Raw genomic sequence first — 20593 nt, forward strand, 5'->3', positions numbered from 1 at the left:
GCCGGGGGCATAACGTCCGGTGGACGTCTGCTTTACACCAGCCGAAGCGGATCATAGACCTATTTATCCAGGTATCCTTGCCTGCACATATTCCAGATCTCCACAATAAGATGTCCCCACCAGATACCATTCTCTTGCCAGATTCATCTCCATTCTGGTCTGTACCCATTCATCACCTACCAGCACTTCCAGTCCTTCTCCACAGTGAAATCCTGTATCAATCCATAAGTCTGATGATAATAATCCATATCTTCCATTGCTGCTGTTATATCCTAATCTTCCCTGTTTCATCATTTTCTGCTCCTTTCCAGTCTGTAAACGGAATTTGTAAACGGGACTCAAAAGATTTTAAAAGTTAACTTTTTAAGTTTTTCCTTCAAGTTCCGTTTACATCGTTTACAATAATCTTTACTCAAACGGTATTTCTAACTGTTCCGGCACTTCCATAAATCCGTCTTTATCTTTCTTCACAGAATCTTCCATCCGTTTCCATGAACGCTGTATTCCATACTCCTTTCCGAACCGATGTGTACCATGTGGTTTCCAGCCTTCAATCGCATTGTTCATAATATTTGCAATCTCTTTGCCTTCCCACTGTTTCATTTCTCCAGTTCGATGTAATGCATCATCGAACAGAATTCTGGTACATACATAATCGTCATCGTAATCATCAAGAAATGCCTGTATGATTCCGGCATTGGTATCTTCCGGCATGAATTCCTTCTGCAGACGCTTTGCCTCTTCTTCAATTTCCTTTGTGAATCCTAAGAACACATTTCCCTGTCGATACAGCACCATTGCTTCCGCCCAGGCCTGTTCGATATAGGCTTTGCTCTCTGCCTCATTGTCCAGAATATGAACTTCTGCTTTCGACATATCTGTCATCACCGGAGCAAATCGTCTGTTTCCGGTTCTGTCCAGAGGAAGAAAATTCAGATCATTTGATGTTCCGCAAAATACACACTGTCTCGGTCTGTCTTCCGGGTGAACTTCATAAGGCACTTTATAAGTTTCTTTCTGTCTGCTCAGAAACGATTTTATCTGTTCAATATTCTTTGCTGTGATAGTTGCCTTCATTTCTCCCATTTCGATAATCCAGTGGTTCTGCAGTTTTCTGTAAATATTTTCATCGTCCAGATGATCCAGATTGTCGCTGAACCATTCTTCTTTTATCGCCAGATATTTGAAAAACGTAGACTTTCCGGCTCCCTGACTTCCAACCAGGCACAGCATAATGTCATATTTTATTCCTGGTTCATAAATTCTTGAAATCGCTGCCAGCATGTGCATTTTCATTACTCCGTTTGTGTATTTGCTCTTTTCTGCTCCCAGGAAATGCGGAAGCATATTTTCTATTCTTGGAATTCCGTCCCAGACCAGACTCTCCAGATAATCTCTGATTGGGTGATATTTATTTTCATTGGAAACAATATCTATTCCTGCTTTGATCACACGCTCACTTGTTAGTTCATAATTTTCTTCCAGATACATCTTCAGATTATTTTCATCAGTATCTGTAACCGTAGGACTGTTATTCCTCCGCTCCCATGGCACCTCTTTTACAATGTCCATTCTTCCGGAAAGCTCATTTCGTTTAATCGCTTTTTTCAGTACCGGATCATTTTGAAGTACCGTTACACAGTTTCTGATTGTCTGCTTTGTTCTTCCCTTATCCGTATGCTCTAGCATATTATTGACATCTTCTGTTGTAAGCATCTCCTCGTTCACAATATCTTCTAATTCCATCAAGGACTTCTCGCTGATATTCGTTAATTCTTTCTTCAATTTTTTCAACCTCCCTTCTCTTCATTTTGAAAAATTCTACAATTTCTTCTCCTGTTCCAAACATCAGCACGTCCAGATAGTCATTTATCTTTCTTTCATTTGCCAATGCCTCCGTAAATAATTCATGCCACTCTTCTTCTGGTTCTGGTTTGTAAAACTCTTTCCAGAACTGAATCCATTTCAGATATCTGATCAGCACGTCTGTTGCATGTTTCAACCACTGTTCCAGTTTTTCTCTGATCATCATAACTTTCGACTGCTTTTGTTTTAAGATAGCCCTGTTTCGGGGCGTCCTTTCATATTTACTTCTGTTTTCAACTTTAATATCCAGTCCAAAATCTTCTACCAGCTTTTTCGCAGCTTCATACTGTGATATTCCAAATAACCTTGCTGTAAAATCTATTGCATCGCCACCCACTCCACATGCAAAGCAATGATATATTTTATCTGCCTTCATACTTGGATGCCGGTCTTTATGAAACGGACAACATGCCATTCCATTTCTTTTTACTTTAATCCCATAATGCACCGCAGCCTGTCTCGCTGTCACACATCCTTTTACCTGTTCAAATAATGTCACTTCTACCTCCTGCCCCTCCGGGCAAGTCTCTGATGAACAGATATTCGGGAATTGTTGTATCTTTCAATTCGTGATATACTTAATCTGCCAAGATGGTATATCAGTGAATCTGATTATCAGAGAACTTGCTCAGATATTTTATCTGGGCTTTTTCTTTTTGTCTGTCAGTAGTCATAGCTTTTGCTCCTTACACAAATCTCCTTGTAGGAATAATAATGATTTCAAATTTGCTTCCGTCCTCTAATTCAAGAAGAATCACATAATCTGAATCCCGATCCGGTAAAATGGAAGTTATTTTCAGCTTCTTGCTGTAGTTAATTGCATCAAATATTTTTCCGACTACTTTCTTTGTTTTCATTTGCTTCTTTTCCTCCGTATTAACGTTTATTGTCCAGCATCTCAGCAACTTTTTTCTGCTGTGACGGGTACAGATGCCCATAAGTGTTCAATGTCATCTGAATATCTTTGTGCCCCAGCCTTTCCTTGATAATCAGTGGTTCTACGCCCTGGTAGATCAGATATGCCACATGGCTGTGACGGATATCGTGCACTCTGATTGGTTTTACACCGGTCAGTGCTTCATATTTCTTGAGACGTTTCTGCAATGTTCTCGCCACAATCGGGAACAACCGCTGATCTTCCGGAAATCCATAATGCTTCTTTGCATACTCCTGTACCTCTTCCTTAAGAAAATTGGGAATATCAATAGTACGGATCGAATTTTCTGTTTTTGGAGTATCAATCACATCTCTTTTCTTGATCCGGTTATAGGTCTTATTGATATGCAGGAGATTTCCACTCATATCAAAATCCGAAAGACTCAATGCCAGAAGCTCTCCTTCCCTGATTCCTGTCCAGAACAGAATTTCAAATATCAGATAATCTTCACTCCCCGGCTCAATCCCGGCGATAAATCTGTCATATTCTGCTTTCGTCCAGAACTCCAGCTTATTTGCATCCGATTTCCCCATCTTTTTTACTTTCTTACATGGATTTTCCTTCAGATTGTAAATTTTCTGTGCATGATTAAACAGTGCATTTAACTGATTCTGGATCATACGCTCATAAGTCTTGCTGTACCCTTTTTCCTGAATGGTGTTCTGCCACTGGATAATTTCTGCCGGTGTGATCTCATTCATTTTTCTTGTTCCAAAATATGGAACAATGTGCTTGTTCATCATGTGCTGCTTATTACGGATTGAATTTTCTTTCAGTTCATTCTTTTTATCTTCAAAATATACTTGAATAAAACTGTTTATCTCCATTTTCATATCCGCCGCAGTCTTTCTTATGAATTCCTTTTCATAATTCAATGCTTCTTTCTTTGTCTTGAACCCTCTTTTCAGCTTCTGCGTTTTCTTACCTGTCCAGTCAATATAGCGGAAGCTCACATACCAGGTTCCCTGTGTTTTGTCCTTGTAAGCTGACATCTAAAAACCTCCTTCACACTGCTCTCTGAGTGCATCCGTAAAATTTTGTTTCCCAGTAGGGACGTGGAATCTTTCCACGAACTGCCACATATCCTTCCTTTACCAGTTCATCATTGAGCTGTTTCAGAATAGAATAAGCTTTACTGCGTTTCACACCTAATTCTTCCATGACATCATCAACGGTCATCATATAATTAGTTCTCATATCGTCCTCCTTTCCAGTCACTTTTGTGACTCTTTTGTTGTTCTCTTATAATAATTCACTTTTGTGAATTTGTCAATAAGCATTTGCGAATTTATTTTTTTCATTCCATACCTATTGCTTGCGTATCGGCAATTTGTTAAATCTCACTCTTTTGTATCATTCACTTTTGTGCTAGAATAGAATCACAAATATTATTAAGGAGGCAGCATTATGGTAGGTAAAAAAATCCGGGCATACCGGGAATTTAGAGGATACAGTCAGATACAGTTAGCCGAGCTGTCCGGCATTAACGTAGGAACGATCAGAAAATATGAACTGGGAATTCGGAATCCAAAACCGGATCAGTTAGAAAAGATAGCAACTGCTCTGGGATTAAATGTAAGTGTTTTTCTGGATTTTAATATTGAAACAGTCGGAGATGTGCTCTCCCTGCTGTTTTCTATTGATGATTCAGTGAACCTCTCACTTGCTGAGACACCTGATCAGAAGGTTTCACTGACATTCGATAATCCTACAATGCAGGACTTTTTCAGGAAATGGTGTCAATTTAAAAATGTCTATGAAAAGGAAAAAGCTGAAATATTAGCTATTAAAGATGAAGATAAAAGACAGGCAGAACTGGATAAGCTGGACGCTACCCAAGAAGAATGGAAACTGCGTGCTATGGGAACTACGATAGGTTGTCATACTATCATCAAAAAAGGCACTGAGGGCAATACTGTCAGAGTTTATGATCTAACTTAATTTTAGTATATATAGAAAGTGTGACGAAATGGTTACTTTTAGATTAATTGAAGAAACTGATCAATATCTTACTTATTGGTATTTTCCAAATGGTAATGAAGATGAAATGTATGGAATTATACTAATTGACAAATTAAATGAAACTGTAGAAATTCAGAAAATGGCACATGATGATTTTTCCCATATTGTTACTGAAGATGAGCAAAATGAACTCAGAAATTCTATTAATGAAACGAGAAAAGAAGAAGGACTTCCACTTTTAACCGAAGAAGAATGGCCTTCAGCAACAACTGCGCTTACAAAAACTTTTTTTGCAGATCATGCTATCAGTAAAATCATAGAAAGTTATAATTCCGGGAAAATTTTAAAAGAAGGAATGTCTGCCTGGTATTAAAAAGCCAGAATTTATATATTTTGTTATCATTCTGTTATCACAAGCGGTTGTCAGGATAATCTCCCGGCAACCGTTTTTCTATACTGTTCGTTATTCTTTTCCACTCTTTTGTACATTTCCAGGCAACAGAAAAACCCGTAGAACCGAAGTTCTACGGGTATCTTACGTTTGGACACAATGTTATCTTACGATAACGATATATATAATTTTATCTGCTAATCAGTGATTACTCGATGATAGAAGCAACACGGCCTGATCCTACAGTACGTCCACCTTCACGGATAGCGAATGTAAGACCCTGAGCCATAGCGATTGGGTGGATCAGTTCGATTGTCATTTCTACGTTATCACCAGGCATGCACATTTCTGTACCTTCTGGTAACATACAAACACCTGTAACGTCTGTTGTTCTGAAGTAGAACTGTGGACGGTAGTTGTTGAAGAATGGAGTATGACGACCACCTTCATCTTTTGTTAAAACGTAAACCTGAGCTGTGAATTTTGTATGGCATGTGATGCTGCCTGGTTTAGCGAGAACCTGTCCTCTTTCGATTTCGTTTCTCTGAACACCACGAAGAAGTGCACCGATGTTATCACCAGCCTGAGCTTCGTCTAACAGTTTACGGAACATTTCGATACCTGTTACAACTACTTTACGTGTTTCTTCTTTAAGACCAACGATTTCAACTTCGTCAGATATATGAAGTGTACCAGCTTCTACTCTACCTGTTGCAACTGTACCACGACCTGTGATAGAGAATACGTCTTCTACTGGCATGATGAAGTCTTTATCTGTGTCACGCTGTGGATCTGGAATCCAGCTGTCAACAGCTGCCATTAATTCCATAATTTTGTCTCCCCAAGGTCCGTTTGGATCTTCAAGAGCTTTTAAAGCAGAACCCTGGATGATTGGTGTATCATCGCCTGGGAAATCATATTCGTTTAACAGTTCACGGATTTCCATGTCTACTAATTCAAGTAATTCTTCATCGTCAACCATATCACATTTGTTCATGAATACAACGATGTAAGGAACACCTACCTGACGAGATAACAGGATATGTTCTTTAGTCTGAGCCATAACACCATCTGTTGCAGCTACTACTAAGATAGCACCGTCCATCTGAGCTGCACCTGTGATCATGTTTTTAACGTAGTCAGCATGTCCTGGGCAGTCAACGTGTGCGTAGTGACGGTTTTCTGTTTCATATTCTACGTGAGAAGTAGAGATTGTGATACCACGTTCTCTTTCTTCTGGAGCTTTATCGATATTTTCGAAATCTGTAGCTGTGTTACCAGCAACTCTTGCTGCAAGAGTTTTTGTGATAGCAGCTGTTAAAGTTGTTTTACCATGGTCAACGTGTCCGATAGTACCAATGTTACAATGCGGTTTGCTTCTTTCAAATTTAGCTTTAGCCATTTTGAATGTCCTCCTTGTTTAACATGCGCCCCGTTTGGGCATACATTTTTATTTTTGTTGCCTCATAACGAGGCGGTTGATATAGTCAACCTGCTACCCTTGATTATATTGCAAATCAAGGATATTTGCAAGTTTTATTTAACTATTTAATTATTTGTCTGCTTTTCCAGACAGAACCTTTTCCTGTACAGATTTTGGAACTGGTTCATATTTTTCAAAGAACATGGAGTAGTTACCACGACCCTGTGTTCTGGAACGTAAGTCTGTTGCGTATCCGAACATTTCAGCCAGAGGAACAAATCCGCGGATCATTTTACCTCCGCCGATATCATCCATACCTTCGATACGACCACGACGGGAGTTGATATCACCGATAACATCACCCATGTAATCTTCAGGAGTTGTAACTTCAACTCTCATGATTGGCTCAAGAAGTACCGGTGACGCTTTTGCCATAGCATCTTTAAATGCAAGAGAACCTGCAATGTGGAATGCCATTTCAGAAGAGTCGACTTCATGGTAAGAACCATCATATACGTTAGCAGAAACGCCAACTACTGGGAAGCCACCCAGAATACCAGCCTTCATAGCTTCTTCGATACCTTCGCCAACAGCCGGGATGTATTCTTTCGGAATAGCACCACCAACTACTGTGGACTCGAACTTGAACAGTTCTTCTCCGTTGGCATCCATTGGCTCGAATTTAACTTTACAGTGACCGTACTGACCACGACCACCAGACTGTTTTGCATATTTACTGTCAACATCTACGGCTTTTGTAAATGTTTCTTTGTAAGCTACCTGAGGAGCACCTACGTTTGCTTCTACTTTAAATTCACGAAGCAGACGGTCTACGATGATTTCAAGGTGGAGCTCACCCATACCTGCGATGATTGTCTGTCCTGTTTCTTTATCTGTATGTGCACGGAATGTTGGATCTTCTTCAGCAAGTTTCGCTAAAGACTCACCTAATTTACCCTGACCAGCTTTTGTCTTAGGCTCGATAGCCAGCTCGATAACTGGTTCTGGGAATTCCATGGACTCCAGAATTACCGGATGCTGTTCGTCACAGATTGTATCACCTGTTGTTGTGAATTTCAAACCAACAGCCGCTGCGATATCACCGGCATATACTTTATCTAATTCGTGGCGTTTGTTAGCGTGCATCTGAAGGATACGTCCAACACGTTCTTTCTTTCCTTTTGTAGAGTTCAGAACATAAGAACCGGAGTTTACTGTTCCTGAATATACACGGAAGAATGCAAGCTTACCAACAAATGGGTCAACCATGATTTTGAATGCAAGAGCTGCAAATGGTTCATCATCTGAGGAATGTTTTTCCATTGGGTTTCCATCTAAGTCTGTACCCTGAATAGCAGGTACATCTACTGGAGATGGCATAAACTCAATGATAGCATCAAGAAGCTTCTGAATACCTTTGTTTCTGTAAGCTGTACCACAGCAAACAGGAACAGCAGCACACTCACATGTACCTTTTCTTAAAGCTGCTTTTAATGCTTCGTTAGAAGGTTCTTCTCCTTCTAAGTATTCCATCATAAGGTCATCGTCTAATTCGCAGATTTTTTCAACCAGCTCTGTACGATACAGCTCTGCGTCGTCCTTCATATCTTCCGGAATATCTACGATAGAAATGTCATCGCCTTTATCATCATTGTAGATGTAGGCTTTCATTTCGAATAAGTCAACGATACCTTTGAATTCGTCTTCTTTACCGATTGGTAACTGAATGCAGATAGCATTTTTACCTAATCTTGTTTTAATCTGTTCTACTGCGTTGTAGAAGTCTGCACCAAGGATGTCCATCTTGTTGATGAAAGCCATACGAGGTACATTGTAAGTGTCAGCCTGACGCCATACGTTTTCAGACTGTGGTTCAACACCGCCCTTAGCACAGAATACACCTACCGCACCATCAAGTACACGAAGAGAACGTTCTACTTCTACTGTAAAGTCAACGTGTCCCGGTGTATCAATGATGTTGATACGATGCTCTAATGCACCAGCTTTTGGTTTGCAGTTTTCCTGCAGAGTCCAGTGGCATGTAGTAGCGGCTGAAGTAATTGTGATACCTCTTTCCTGTTCCTGCTCCATCCAGTCCATAGTAGCAGTACCTTCATGAGTATCACCGATTTTATAGTTTACACCGGTATAGTACAGAATACGCTCTGTTGTGGTAGTTTTACCAGCATCAATATGAGCCATAATACCGATGTTTCTGGTTCTCTCTAATGGATATTCTCTTCCAGCCAATTGGATTTCCTCCTCTTAGAAACGATAGTGAGCAAATGCTTTATTTGCTTCAGCCATCTTATGCATGTCTTCTTTCTTCTTAACAGATGCTCCTGTGTTGTTCATAGCATCTAATAACTCATTAGCCAGTCTTTCTTCCATTGTTTTTTCGCCTCTTTTACGAGCGTACAATGTAATCCAACGAAGAGCTAATGCCTGACGTCTGTCTGCTCTTACCTCGATTGGTACCTGATATGTTGCACCACCAATACGTCTAGCTTTAACTTCTAATACTGGCATGATATTGTTCATTGCTTCTTCAAATACTTCGATTGCTGGTTTTCCAGCTTTTTCTTCCACTCTGGCGAATGCACCGTAAACAATTTTCTGAGCTACACCTTTCTTACCATCTAACATAATGCTGTTGATAAGTTTTGTAACTACCTTGCTGTTGTACATTGGATCAGCCAGAACGTCTCTTTTCTGAGTATGTCCTTTACGTGGCACGTTACTTCCCTCCTTAATCATATCCGATTAAATCATAGGTACTCACACAAACTATCCTGTATGTTCGCACTCGGTAAATCCTATATCTAAACCCGCAGCCACTACTGGGCTTATGGAATCCCGGTACAATTTAATAGTTCTTTGTGACTTCTATGAATTCATCATAACAAATTTTGCTTTGCTATTTCTGGATTTTTAAAAGTTACTAATTTTTATTTATTTTTTTGGTCTTTTAGCACCGTATTTAGAACGAGCCTGACGTCTGTTAGCAACACCTGCTGTATCTAACGTACCACGAACAATGTGATATCTTGTACCTGGTAAGTCTTTTACTCTACCGCCTCTAATAAGAACAACGCTGTGCTCCTGTAAGTTGTGACCTTCTCCCGGAATGTAGCTTGTTACTTCAATTCCGTTAGAAAGACGAACTCTGGCGATTTTTCTAAGAGCAGAGTTAGGTTTTTTAGGTGTAGCAGTCTTAACGGCTGTACAAACACCTCTCTTCTGTGGAGAAGACATATCAGATGTCTTTTTCTGTAAAGAGTTGTAGCTTTTCTGGAGTGCAGGCGCAGTAGATTTTTTAACTGTTGTCTGACGTCCTTTTTTTACTAACTGGTTAAATGTTGGCATTCCTTTCACCTCCTGTAAAATTTGCACATTCTTTTATTTTCATAAAAGAAATAAGTGGCTGCCAGTTATTCATCACTGTGAATAATCTTTTTTGTGCACAAAAAAATTTACGTTTCCTATGCACGCTTTTTCATTATATCTATGAACTTTTCCCGTGTCAAGGGATTTTTTCTATTTCTTACAGAAACTTTTCCTTTCTGCGCACAAAAAACGAGGCATCCCTTTTTCCAAGGAAATGCCCCGCCCAAACAGGAGTTTATCTATTGTTATAACTTTCTGTCGTATAATCTTCTAATGGGTTCCAATTTGCAAATTCAAAATCTGCTGCTGAAACGTCAGCACCGCCTTCCTGTGCTTTTGCAATCGCTTCATCCCATGCTTTCTGTGTATTGTCGGATAATGTCTGTAAAGACTCTTTATAATCTGTTTTTCCTGTCAACACACCCTGTACAATCTGACCAAGGTTTGGTGAAACTTCTGTTACATTTGCGTAAACCTTTGCTGCATCTGCTTTTGCTACAATCGGATCCGGACATAATTTACCCTGTTCTTTTGCGATTGTATAGTATTCTTTCATGATACCGTCTTTCATGTATTTTTCATTGATACCCTCAACTGCTGATACAAAACCGCCGTCTTCTACTACGCCTGACTGATATTCTTCAGAATATAATCCCTGAAGATATTTTGCTGCCAGTTCAGGATTGTCAGAGTTTTTAGAAATACCCATCCATGGCTGTGCTCCGATATATGGAAGACCGCCTTTTGCTCCGTCATCCGGTTCAGGCATTGGCATAACACCAAATTTCAAGTCCGGATTTTCTTTTTCCCATGTAGAAATGCACCATGAACCCTGAATTAAAAATGCTGCCTGATTTTGTGCAAATAAAGCTCTTGCTTCCGGAGCTGCAAGGTTTGCTGAGTCTGGATGGAAGCTTCCGTCCTGTACTAATCCGCTGTAAAAATCAAATGCCTGAACCATTGCGTCAGAAGCTAAAACGTTCTTTCCGTCTACCATGCTGATAACACCGATATCGTTAGATTTGCTTCCTGCAAGGTTGGATAATGCACGGATTGCAATTTCCAAACGGTTTACCTGTTTTCCGCCTTCAATCATTCCGTAGTATTTACCATTTCCTGCTTCTGTTACCTGTTTACAAACTTCTCTAAACTCTGTCCATGTCTTCGGAAGATTATTTACATCTACGCCTGCATCCTCCAGAACTGTTTCATTATAGAAAACAAGAGTATTTACAATGTTTGCAGACTCCGGTAAAACGTATACCTGTCCGTCCATTGTAGTAACGCCTTCATTTAAAGAACCTTCTGAGAATGTGTCAAAAAATCCGTCTTCCACATAATCGTTCATCGGCATGTACCAGCCTTCTTCTACTGCTGTGGAAAGCTTCACGCCACTTGGCAGAGCAAATAAGTCAGGAGCTGTATTTGCTTTAATAGCAGAGTTGATAGTTGTCTGATACTGGTCACCGGAAAGAACGGTGTATTCTACCTTACAGTTATTTTCTTCTTCAAACTTTTTGTTGTACTCTTCCCTTCTGGCTTTTGTACTGTCACTCATGTCTACGACCTGAAGAACTTTTTCTCCGCCTTTGTCCTCGTCCTTTTTCTCCGTAGATGCTTCTTCTTTCTGTGTTTCCTTTTCTCCGCTTACGTTTGGTCCGCATCCTGCTGCTGAAACCACCATAAGACCTGCCATAAATAATGCTACAATTCGCTTCTTCATTTTTTTCCTCCTTATTTTAAATCATAATGATTTTTTCACTTAATAAAATTTCTCAGCTCTTAACTGCACCTGCTACGCCGTCTACAAAATATTTCTGTAAGCATACAAAAATAATAATAATCGGAAGAACTGCAATACATGCACCTGCTGCAATTCCTGTCCAGTCTACTACGTTTTCACCTCTTAAAGCATAAAGTCCTACCGCCAATGTTCTAAGCTCCGGCTTACTGAGTGTTACAATCAATGGAAGCAGGAAAGAGTTCCATGTCCAGATAAACTGCATAATCACTACCGTAGCCATAATCGGTTTTGCAAGAGGGAACATAATGCTGCTGTATGTTTTCATAAATCCGCTTCCGTCAATGGTTGCCGCCTCTTCCAGCTCCTTGGGAAGACCTCCGTAAAAACTGGAAAACAGCATCAGGAAGATTACATGTCCTCCTCCGGCTTCTGCCAGAATTAAACCTAACAGATTGGACTCTAATCCCATTTCTTTTAATAATTCATAAATAGGAATAACTGTAAATACTAATGGGATTGTGATACTTGCCATAAAAATCCCCATAATCAGCTTTTTACCGACGAATGCGTAACGCCCCATAACATAACCTGCCGCTGATGTAGCCAGCAATACGATTACTACAACGCTGACAGTTACAATGATAGAGTTTTTAAAGTATACGCCGAAGTTGGCATTATTCCATGCCCTCACATAGTTTTCAAAATTTAAGCTTTTGGGTATTAAGCTTAATCCGCTTGCAAAAAATTCATCCTGTGTTTTCAAGGAAGCTGTAATCATCCAGATAAATGGATATACCCAGATAAACGCCACTACCGCAAGCAATATGTAAATGATAGATTTTCCTACTTTTTTCATAGCGTTCTCCTTTCTCACACATTTCTCTTCTTATTAAAGTAGTTCTTTACAAGATTAAGAACAATACCGATTGTTACTACCATCAGACCAAACAACAATGCCGCAGCACTGGCATAGCCAAGTCGTGGGCTTCCTGTTGTACTGGAGTATGCAGTACGATATACAAAAGTTGCCACCACATCGGTTGCGAAATACGGTCCGCCGTTTGTCATAGTCTGAACGATATCGAATACCTTCAAAGAACCGATGACACAAAGTACAGTGATAACGCCTCCGATAGGAAGGATTAACGGGAATACTACATCGGTAAAAGTTCTGAATTTGCCTGCGCCGTCAATTTTGGCTGCCTCATATACATCCTGAGATACGCTTTGTAAAGCAGCAATCCAGTAAATCATGTAAGTACCCAAATCTTTCCATATTCCAATCAGCACCACGGTAAACAACGCCGTCTTTTCGTCTCCCAAAAAGTTAATGGTATCTATTCCCAAAAGAGCAAGCACCTGATTGATAGGCCCTGTTCCTCCGAAAATGAAAATCATAATGATACCTACGATAGATGCAGTTGTAATAACCGGAATAAAATACATTGTTCGAAATACGGTAGCGCCCTTTTTAATAATGCTTGTAAGTATGTAGGCAATTACCAAGGATAAAATCAACTGTATCGGCACGCTGAATATCATATACTTAAAGCTGTTTGCAACGGAGTTTCGAAATAAGGGATCCGCCAACAATTCCTTAAAGTTTTGTAATCCTACAAAAGTAGCATTCATGGTCATGCCCGACCAGTCCAGCATGGAATACCATGCGCTTGTAATAATCGGATATCCCTGAAAAAGAATATACAAGAGCAATGTAGGCAGCATAAAAACCCAGCACCACATATTCTTTCGCACAATCCTTTTTTTCTTTACAGAATTCATTTTCCGAAATTCTGTCAAAGTAGTTTTTTCCTCCATGTCTTCCTCCTGTATTTATTATTTAATATAAATTATTAAACCTGTTTTTCTCTGGTTATAATATACTATATTTATTTCTATAAATCAATATATTTTAAACATTTCGTTAATTATAGTCAATAATTACCCTTTATTTATGTGCATTTTCAACATATACTTTTCAATTTCTTTCCGATATAATTTATCTATAATTTTTTATTTTAAATAATAATTGAACGGAGGAAATACCATGTATATCAGATTAGCATATTCAAAAGAGTCAGAAACTATTTCTTTCGCTGCTTCGGAGTTAAAATATTATTTATCAAAAATAACTAATTCAATTGTTTTTGTTAACGACAGCACGGCGCATCATCCTTCTACTATTACACTTGAGCTTTTCCCCGACTCACAAAAGCATTCTGATACGGATGATGAATATCATATTGAAATTTCTAAAGGGACAGGACATATTTATGGGAGTAACTCTCGCTCAGTCCTGCTGGGTATTTATAAATATCTGACGCTCTTGGGATGTCGTTTCTTAAGACCCGGAAAAGATTATGAGTACATTCCAAAGCTTTCTTCTATAGAAGAGTTTGATATTTCCTGTCACGAAAAAGCAGAAAACAAGTATCGTGGTGTATGTATCGAAGGAGCAGATTGTCCGGAAAATATTTTTGAATTTATTGACTGGCTTCCAAAGCTGGGCTTTAACACCTTTTTCCTACAATTTGAGCTTCCCTATGCTTTTTTAAATTTATGGTACATTCACAAAAACAACCCTATGCTCCCTGCCGAGGATTTTTCATTAGAAAAAGCAGCCGAAATTTCTCTGCTTATAGATGAGGAATTGCAAAAACGCAGTTTAGAGCATCATCGGGTAGGTCACGGTTGGACTTGTTCTGTTTTAAATCAGAATACTTTAGGTTGGGTGGTAACAGACAATACTTTGGATGAGTCTCAACTTCCTCTTACTGCATTAGTAAACGGAAAGAGAGGTTTCTTTGGCGGTATTCCTATTAACACAAACCTGTGTTATTCAAATCCTGATGTAGTGGAACGCTTTGCTGCAAAAGCAGTATCTTATGCCGAAAAACATCCTGAAGTAGATTATCTGCATATCTGGCTTGCAGATGAAGCCAATAATCATTGTGAATGTGAAAACTGCCGGAAATTCATACCTACCGATTTGTATGTGCGTATATTAAATAGAATTGACACGCTTCTTACTGAAAAAGAACTGAAAACAAAAATCGTGTTTTTAATCTACGAAGAACTGCTTTGGGCGCCTCAGACAGAACGCCTTGCAAATCCAGACCGTTTTGTTATGATGTTTGCGCCAATCAGTCGTACTTTTATGAAATCTTATAATATACCAAAAGAGCTTCCTGCTCCTCCTCCGTATGTACGCAATAAAATTACTCTTCCTGTTAATCTGGAAGAAAATCTGTCCTTTTTAAATCAATGGCAGAAAGTATTTGAAGGGGAATGTTTTGACTACGATTATCCTTTGGGACGGGCACACTACGGAGATATGGGATATGTACATATTTCCAAAATCATATATGATGATATCAAATGCTTAAAAGAGCTCCATTTAGACGGCTATATCAGTTGTCAGGAACTTCGGGCATTTTTACCCAACGGACTTCCTAACTATGTAATGGGTAAATGTCTTTTTGGAACAACGCAGACTTTTGAAGAACTGGCAGAAGAATATTTCACCGCTGCGTACGGCGAAGACTGGAAAACTTACTATAAATATTTAAGTCAGGTTTCTGAACTTTGTAACTGTGATTACTTTAACGGAAAAGGTTCTCGCAAGAACGAAACCGTACAGGAAAATATGTTAAAACTAAAAGAAGTGCTTCTGAACTTTAAAGAAATTCGAAAAAATTCTTCCGACTCTCCAAAGTCCGATGTAAATGAGATTTTCTGTAAACATCTTGACTACCATAATGAGTATTGTATACTATTAGCAAATGCGCTTTATTATTTATCAGGAGGGGAACAGGAAAATACGCAAAAAGCATGGAAAGATTTTCATGATTTTATTTGTTCGCACGAGCTTGACTTCCAGAAGGCACTTGACGTTTATCGTGTTATAGAGGTTTCCACCAAATATACCGGTTTCCCTGTAATAGGAGGTTAATGGTTTATGACCAATCAAGAAAACAGAAGTACCATTCTGGAATATATCTTTCGCAACGCGCCGGTTGCTCGCTCTACTATTGCAAAAGAAACCCAGATTACTCCGGCAACGGTAACTTCTATTTCCGGAAATTTTATTCAGGAAGGAATTATACAGGAAGTCGGTGCAGAGGATAACACCACAGATTGTTCCCCCGGAAGAAGAAAAATTTTATTAGATATCGTCCCTGACCGAGTATACGCCATAGGAGTTGAGTTCACTTCCCGACATATCCGTTTTTCAGTATGTAATTTACGGGGTGTTGCGGTATTACAGTCTTCTTTTTCTGCCAAAGAAACGGATAACGGAAATATCACTGATTTTATCACAGAAAAAGTAAAAGCTATTTTAGAAGAAAACCCTTCTTTCGCTTCCTCTGTAATCGGAATTGGAATTGCAGTTCCCGGACACATGGATATTCATCAGGATAAAGTCATCACGAATTCTTCTCTTTGTCCGCAATTTAGCGGAGAAGTTCTGAGAAAACGGCTGAATATACCTATTATCTGCGAAAATAATGTTCGCTGTATGGCATTTGGAAGATATTTATTTGATGCTTCTTCCCCTGATACCTTTGCCTACTTCCATGTAGGGGCAGGTATGTTTTGTGCTCTCATAGAAAACTCAAAGCTTTTTCAAGGGACAAATTATTATGCCGGCGAAATCGGACATACTATTGTAAATCCAAACGGAAAAAAATGTGAATGTGGAAAATATGGATGCCTTCAGACTTATTGCAGCGAAACATGGCTTTTAAAATATTGTCGCCTGTTGTATGAAAGTAATGCAGACACAATTTTGCCTTCTCTCAAGCCCTGTGCCGATGATTTGACAGTCGAGGATATCTCCAATGCCTTTTCTCTGGGAGATACTTTAGTTGGTAACTATATTTCTACTGCTTTAAAATATCTGGGCATTACTGTATCAAACTTGGCAATTATTACTAATCCGGATAAAATTTATCTCCACGGCAATCTTTTTTCAAATACAGAAATAAAAGAAGAGCTGATGGACTATATCACACAACAACTCTTATTTGTAGATGATCCTTCTGACCAGACTGTTCAGATTTTAGACTATGATACATACGCCGGAGCCTTGGGAGCTGCCGCTTATGCAATCAAACATTTTTATATCTCTAATATCTAAAAAGGCGGTGTCTGAAAATCCAGACACCACCTTTTCTATTTATTCTTCTTCAGTAATTTCTTCTTCCACTTCGTCAGCGTCTTCTGCTTCCTCAGTTTCCATTTCTTCTACTGCTTCTGTTTCTTCAACGATTTCTTCTTCTTCGAAAAATTCGTCTTCTAATTCTTCCTCTTCTCCGTCTGTATCCAGTTTAATATTGGCATATTTCTTCATACCTGTTCCGGCAGGAATTAACTTACCAATAATAACGTTTTCTTTCAGACCGATAAGTGGATCAACTTTTCCTTTAATTGCCGCTTCTGTCAGAACCTTCGTTGTTTCCTGGAAGGAAGCTGCTGATAAGAAGGAGTTTGTTGCCAGAGAAGCTTTTGTAATACCCAGCATAACCTGTTTTCCGTCTGCCGGTTCTTTTCCTTCTTTGATGAGTTTTTCGTTCTCTTCTTCAAAGTCAAGAACGTCAACCAGTGTTCCCGGAAGGAATTCTGTATCACCATTGTTCTCAATGCGGATTTTCTTCAGCATCTGACGAACAATAACCTCAACGTGCTTATCATTGATTTCTACACCCTGCAGGCGGTATACTCTCTGAACTTCACGGATCATGTAATCCTGTACCGCACGAACACCCTTAATTCTAAGGATATCATGTGGATTTACAGAACCTTCTGTCAGCTCATCTCCGGCTTCCAGATAATCTCCGTCCTGAACTTTAATACGAGAGCCGTAAGGGATTAAGTATGTCTTACTTTCTCCGCTTTCATTGTCTGTTACAATGATTTCACGTTTTTTCTTTGTATCTTTAAGAGTAGCAACACCCTTAATTTCAGTAATGATTGCAAGACCTTTTGGTTTTCTTGCTTCAAAAAGCTCTTCGACACGAGGAAGACCCTGTGTGATATCGCCGCCGGCAACACCACCGGTATGGAAAGTACGCATAGTAAGCTGTGTACCTGGTTCACCGATAGACTGAGCAGCAATAATACCAACAGTTTCTCCAACCTGTACAGGTTCACCTGTTGCCATGTTAGCACCGTAACATTTTGCACAGACACCAATGTGACATTTACAGGTAAGAATTGTACGGATTTTAACTGCATCGTAAGGCTTACCTTCTGCATTTACACCTTCATTCACTACACGAGCAGCACGTTTTGGTGTAATCATGTGGTTCGCTTTAACGATTACATTTCCATCTTTATCTTTAATTGTCTCACAGGAGAAACGTCCTGTAATACGTTCCTGAAGACTTTCGATTTCCTCTTTTCCGTCAACAAAAGCTTTTACCCACATTCCCGGAATTTCGCCTTTGCCTTCGCAACAGTCTACTTCACGTACAATCAGTTCCTGTGATACGTCAACAAGACGTCTTGTCAGGTAACCGGAGTCAGCTGTACGCAGCGCTGTATCGGACAGACCTTTACGAGCACCATGGGCAGACATAAAGTATTCCAATACATCAAGACCTTCACGGAAGTTGGACTTGATAGGCAACTCGATTGTATGACCTGTTGTATCCGCCATCAAACCACGCATACCGGCAAGCTGTTTAATCTGCTTATCAGAACCACGGGCACCGGAGTCAGCCATCATAAAGATATTGTTGTATTTGTCAAGACCTGTAAGCAGTGCTTTTGTCAAAGCATCGTCAGTCTTTTTCCATGTATCAACAACTTCTTTGTAACGTTCTTCCTCAGTAATAAGACCACGTTTGAAGTTCTTTGTAATCAAGTCTACGGTATCCTGTGCCTGTTTAATCATTTCCGGTTTCTGTGGAGGCACTGTCATATCAGAAATGGAAACAGTCATGGCAGCTCTTGTGGAATATTTGTATCCCATTGCCTTAATTGCATCCAGCACTTCTGCTGTCTTTGTAGCTCCATGTGTATTGATAACTTTTTCCAAAATCTGTTTTAACTGTTTCTTTCCTACAAGGAAATCTACTTCCGGAAGAAGTTCATTTCCAGGAATTGTTCTGTCTACAAATCCTAAATCCTGTGGAAGAATTTCGTTAAATAACAGACGTCCCAATGTGGACTCTACTTTTCCTCTTAAAACATTTCCGTCTGCTGTCTGTTTTTCAACATAAACGAAAATCTTTGTCTGTAAAGTAATTGCCTGATTTTCATAAGCAAGAATTGCTTCATTTAAATCTTTAAATACTTTACCTTCACCCTTATATCCCGGTCTTTCCTGTGTTAAGTAGTAAATACCGAGAACCATATCCTGAGAAGGAACGGCAACAGGGCCACCATCAGATGGTTTCAGAAGGTTATTTGGTGAAAGCAGAAGGAAACGACACTCTGCCTGAGCTTCTACGGATAATGGAAGGTGAACAGCCATCTGGTCACCGTCAAAGTCCGCATTAAACGCTGTACATACCAATGGATGCAGCTTAATCGCTTTACCTTCAACTAAGATTGGCTCGAACGCCTGAATACCTAATCTATGCAGAGTAGGTGCTCGGTTCAGCATAACCGGATGTTCTTTAATGACATCTTCCAATACATCCCAAACTGCCGGCTCAAGCTTTTCAACCATTTTCTTTGCATTTTTAATGTTGTGAGCTGTACCATTACTTACCAGTTCTTTCATAACAAATGGCTTGAACAGTTCGATTGCCATTTCTTTTGGAAGACCACACTGATAAATTTTAAGTTCAGGTCCAACAACGATAACAGAACGTCCTGAGTAGTCAACACGTTTACCTAACAGGTTCTGACGGAAACGTCCTGATTTACCTTTCAGCATATCAGAAAGGGATTTTAAAGCTCTGTTACCAGGTCCTGTTACAGGACGGCCACGGCGTCCGTTATCAATGAGAGCATCAACTGCTTCCTGCAGCATTCTCTTTTCATTACGAACAATGATATCCGGTGCGCCCAGCTCTAACAGTCTTTTCAGACGGTTATTTCTATTGATAATTCTTCTATACAAATCATTTAAGTCAGATGTTGCGAAACGACCTCCATCCAACTGTACCATTGGACGTAAATCCGGCGGAATAACAGGAACAACTGTCATAATCATCCATTCCGGTCTGTTTCCTGACTCTCTGAAAGCTTCAACAACTTCCAGACGTTTTACAATACGTGCACGTTTCTGTCCTGTAGAGTCTTTTAAACCGGCTTTTAACTCTTTAGACTCTCTCTCTAAGTCGATAGATGCCAGAAGCTCCTGAATAGCTTCTGCACCCATACCAACTCTAAAACTGTCACCGTATTTTTCTCTTGCATCCTGATATTCTTTTTCTGTCAGAACCTGTTTGTACTGTAAATCTGTTGTTCCTGCATCTAAAACGATGTAGTTTGCAAAATACAATACCTTTTCCAGAGTTCTTGGAGACAGGTCAAGAATAAGTCCCATTCTGGAAGGAATACCCTTAAAATACCAGATATGAGAAACCGGTGCGGCAAGTTCAATATGTCCCATACGTTCTCTACGAACAGATGCTTTTGTTACTTCAACACCACATCTGTCACAGATAACGCCTTTATAACGGATTTTCTTATATTTACCGCAGTGACATTCCCAGTCTTTACTTGGTCCGAAAATTCTTTCGCAGAAAAGACCGTCTTTTTCCGGTTTTAATGTTCTATAATTGATGGTTTCCGGTTTTTTCACCTCACCATGAGACCATTCGCGGATTTTCTCCGGAGATGCCAGTCCGATTTTGATGGCATCAAAGGTCATCGGCTGATATACCTCTTTGTTTGCTGTTTCCGGCATTGTGGACTCCTTTCCTA

The 20593-nt window shown here is 39.6% G+C and carries 18 protein-coding genes; 4 read left to right on the forward strand and 14 right to left on the reverse strand.

Translation table 11 applies throughout. From position 1 onward, the window contains the following. Positions 1 to 63: 63 nt before the first annotated feature. The 6 genes from BQ7352_RS03370 to BQ7352_RS03390 all read right to left on the reverse strand — a co-directional run bounded on the left by BQ7352_RS03370 (position 64) and on the right by BQ7352_RS03390 (position 4000). Positions 64 to 291, reverse strand: a complete 228-nt coding sequence (locus BQ7352_RS03370; protein ID WP_072446982.1) for a DUF5348 domain-containing protein — start codon at positions 289 to 291, stop codon at positions 64 to 66. A gap of 117 nt (positions 292 to 408) precedes the next feature. Then, positions 409 to 1746: a virulence-associated E family protein gene (locus BQ7352_RS03375; protein WP_072446985.1), complete on the reverse strand. Its 1338-nt coding sequence runs from the start codon at positions 1744 to 1746 to the stop codon at positions 409 to 411. Then, complete coding sequence (locus BQ7352_RS03380; protein ID WP_072446987.1) at positions 1691 to 2365, reverse strand: CHC2 zinc finger domain-containing protein; 675 nt, start codon at positions 2363 to 2365, stop codon at positions 1691 to 1693. The genes BQ7352_RS03375 and BQ7352_RS03380 overlap by 56 nt, the downstream gene beginning before the upstream one ends. A gap of 187 nt (positions 2366 to 2552) precedes the next feature. After that, positions 2553 to 2723: a hypothetical protein gene (locus tag BQ7352_RS14595; RefSeq protein WP_200791362.1), complete on the reverse strand. Its 171-nt coding sequence runs from the start codon at positions 2721 to 2723 to the stop codon at positions 2553 to 2555. Between the two features lie 19 nt (positions 2724 to 2742). Continuing rightward, positions 2743 to 3795 carry a site-specific integrase gene (locus tag BQ7352_RS03385; protein WP_072446989.1) on the reverse strand — a complete coding sequence of 351 codons (1053 nt, stop codon included), beginning with the start codon at positions 3793 to 3795 and terminating at the stop codon, positions 2743 to 2745. A gap of 13 nt (positions 3796 to 3808) precedes the next feature. Then, positions 3809 to 4000 carry a helix-turn-helix domain-containing protein gene (locus BQ7352_RS03390; protein ID WP_072446991.1) on the reverse strand — a complete coding sequence of 64 codons (192 nt, stop codon included), beginning with the start codon at positions 3998 to 4000 and terminating at the stop codon, positions 3809 to 3811. Between the two features lie 210 nt (positions 4001 to 4210). Between BQ7352_RS03390 and BQ7352_RS03395 the strand changes: the two genes are divergently transcribed. Next, positions 4211 to 4744, forward strand: a complete 534-nt coding sequence (locus BQ7352_RS03395) for a helix-turn-helix domain-containing protein (protein WP_072446993.1) — start codon at positions 4211 to 4213, stop codon at positions 4742 to 4744. Between the two features lie 28 nt (positions 4745 to 4772). Next, positions 4773 to 5138, forward strand: a complete 366-nt coding sequence (locus tag BQ7352_RS03400; RefSeq protein ID WP_072446996.1) for a hypothetical protein — start codon at positions 4773 to 4775, stop codon at positions 5136 to 5138. Between the two features lie 226 nt (positions 5139 to 5364). Here the strand turns inward: BQ7352_RS03400 and tuf are convergent, their stop codons facing one another. From tuf to BQ7352_RS03435, 7 genes are all read right to left on the reverse strand, one after another. Next, positions 5365 to 6558, reverse strand: a complete 1194-nt coding sequence (gene tuf / locus BQ7352_RS03405) for an elongation factor Tu (protein ID WP_072446998.1) — start codon at positions 6556 to 6558, stop codon at positions 5365 to 5367. 150 nt (positions 6559 to 6708) lie between these two features. After that, positions 6709 to 8829 carry an elongation factor G gene (gene fusA, locus BQ7352_RS03410; RefSeq protein WP_072447000.1) on the reverse strand — a complete coding sequence of 707 codons (2121 nt, stop codon included), beginning with the start codon at positions 8827 to 8829 and terminating at the stop codon, positions 6709 to 6711. Positions 8830 to 8844: 15 nt separating this feature from the next. Continuing rightward, positions 8845 to 9315 (reverse strand): 30S ribosomal protein S7, encoded by a 471-nt coding sequence (gene rpsG / locus BQ7352_RS03415; protein ID WP_009246897.1) that lies wholly within the window; start codon positions 9313 to 9315, stop codon positions 8845 to 8847. Between the two features lie 216 nt (positions 9316 to 9531). Further along, complete coding sequence (rpsL, locus tag BQ7352_RS03420; RefSeq protein ID WP_022239256.1) at positions 9532 to 9945, reverse strand: 30S ribosomal protein S12; 414 nt, start codon at positions 9943 to 9945, stop codon at positions 9532 to 9534. A 256-nt stretch (positions 9946 to 10201) separates the two neighbouring features. Then, positions 10202 to 11689, reverse strand: a complete 1488-nt coding sequence (locus BQ7352_RS03425) for an ABC transporter substrate-binding protein (protein ID WP_072447003.1) — start codon at positions 11687 to 11689, stop codon at positions 10202 to 10204. 52 nt (positions 11690 to 11741) lie between these two features. After that, positions 11742 to 12566, reverse strand: coding sequence for a carbohydrate ABC transporter permease (locus tag BQ7352_RS03430; protein WP_072447005.1), 825 nt, complete (start codon positions 12564 to 12566; stop codon positions 11742 to 11744). A 14-nt stretch (positions 12567 to 12580) separates the two neighbouring features. Further along, entirely contained in the window at positions 12581 to 13528 is a 948-nt protein-coding gene (locus BQ7352_RS03435; RefSeq protein WP_072447007.1) for a carbohydrate ABC transporter permease, read from the reverse strand. A 229-nt stretch (positions 13529 to 13757) separates the two neighbouring features. On the opposite strand from BQ7352_RS03435, the gene BQ7352_RS03440 reads away from it, so the two are divergent. Both BQ7352_RS03440 and BQ7352_RS03445 read left to right on the forward strand, forming a co-directional pair. Continuing rightward, complete coding sequence (locus BQ7352_RS03440; protein WP_072447009.1) at positions 13758 to 15662, forward strand: DUF4838 domain-containing protein; 1905 nt, start codon at positions 13758 to 13760, stop codon at positions 15660 to 15662. A 6-nt stretch (positions 15663 to 15668) separates the two neighbouring features. Beyond that, entirely contained in the window at positions 15669 to 16850 is a 1182-nt protein-coding gene (locus tag BQ7352_RS03445) for an ROK family protein (RefSeq protein WP_072447012.1), read from the forward strand. A gap of 39 nt (positions 16851 to 16889) precedes the next feature. Here BQ7352_RS03445 and rpoC read toward each other — a convergent pair whose 3' ends face one another. Continuing rightward, a complete protein-coding gene (gene rpoC / locus BQ7352_RS03450; protein ID WP_072447014.1) occupies positions 16890 to 20576 on the reverse strand; it encodes a DNA-directed RNA polymerase subunit beta' in 3687 nt (1228 codons plus the stop codon). Between the last annotated feature and the right edge of the window lie 17 nt (positions 20577 to 20593).

Origin of the sequence: Blautia sp. Marseille-P3201T (assembly GCF_900120295.1) — a bacterium.
Taxonomy (GTDB): domain Bacteria; phylum Bacillota; class Clostridia; order Lachnospirales; family Lachnospiraceae; genus Blautia.

Excerpts from the sequence above, each read along its gene's own strand:
- BQ7352_RS03370 (WP_072446982.1), bottom strand. The coding sequence starts at position 291 with ATGAAACAGGGAAGATTAGGATATAACAGCAGCAATGGAAGATATGGA.
- BQ7352_RS03375 (WP_072446985.1), bottom strand. The coding sequence starts at position 1,746 with ATGGAATTAGAAGATATTGTGAACGAGGAGATGCTTACAACAGAAGAT.
- BQ7352_RS14595 (WP_200791362.1), bottom strand. The coding sequence starts at position 2,723 with ATGAAAACAAAGAAAGTAGTCGGAAAAATATTTGATGCAATTAACTAC.
- BQ7352_RS03385 (WP_072446989.1), bottom strand. The coding sequence starts at position 3,795 with ATGTCAGCTTACAAGGACAAAACACAGGGAACCTGGTATGTGAGCTTC.
- BQ7352_RS03390 (WP_072446991.1), bottom strand. The coding sequence starts at position 4,000 with ATGAGAACTAATTATATGATGACCGTTGATGATGTCATGGAAGAATTA.
- BQ7352_RS03395 (WP_072446993.1), top strand. The coding sequence starts at position 4,211 with ATGGTAGGTAAAAAAATCCGGGCATACCGGGAATTTAGAGGATACAGT.
- BQ7352_RS03400 (WP_072446996.1), top strand. The coding sequence starts at position 4,773 with ATGGTTACTTTTAGATTAATTGAAGAAACTGATCAATATCTTACTTAT.
- tuf (WP_072446998.1), bottom strand. The coding sequence starts at position 6,558 with ATGGCTAAAGCTAAATTTGAAAGAAGCAAACCGCATTGTAACATTGGT.
- rpsL (WP_022239256.1), bottom strand. The coding sequence starts at position 9,945 with ATGCCAACATTTAACCAGTTAGTAAAAAAAGGACGTCAGACAACAGTT.
- BQ7352_RS03425 (WP_072447003.1), bottom strand. The coding sequence starts at position 11,689 with ATGAAGAAGCGAATTGTAGCATTATTTATGGCAGGTCTTATGGTGGTT.
- BQ7352_RS03430 (WP_072447005.1), bottom strand. The coding sequence starts at position 12,566 with ATGAAAAAAGTAGGAAAATCTATCATTTACATATTGCTTGCGGTAGTG.
- BQ7352_RS03435 (WP_072447007.1), bottom strand. The coding sequence starts at position 13,528 with ATGGAGGAAAAAACTACTTTGACAGAATTTCGGAAAATGAATTCTGTA.
- BQ7352_RS03440 (WP_072447009.1), top strand. The coding sequence starts at position 13,758 with ATGTATATCAGATTAGCATATTCAAAAGAGTCAGAAACTATTTCTTTC.
- BQ7352_RS03445 (WP_072447012.1), top strand. The coding sequence starts at position 15,669 with ATGACCAATCAAGAAAACAGAAGTACCATTCTGGAATATATCTTTCGC.
- rpoC (WP_072447014.1), bottom strand. The coding sequence starts at position 20,576 with ATGCCGGAAACAGCAAACAAAGAGGTATATCAGCCGATGACCTTTGAT.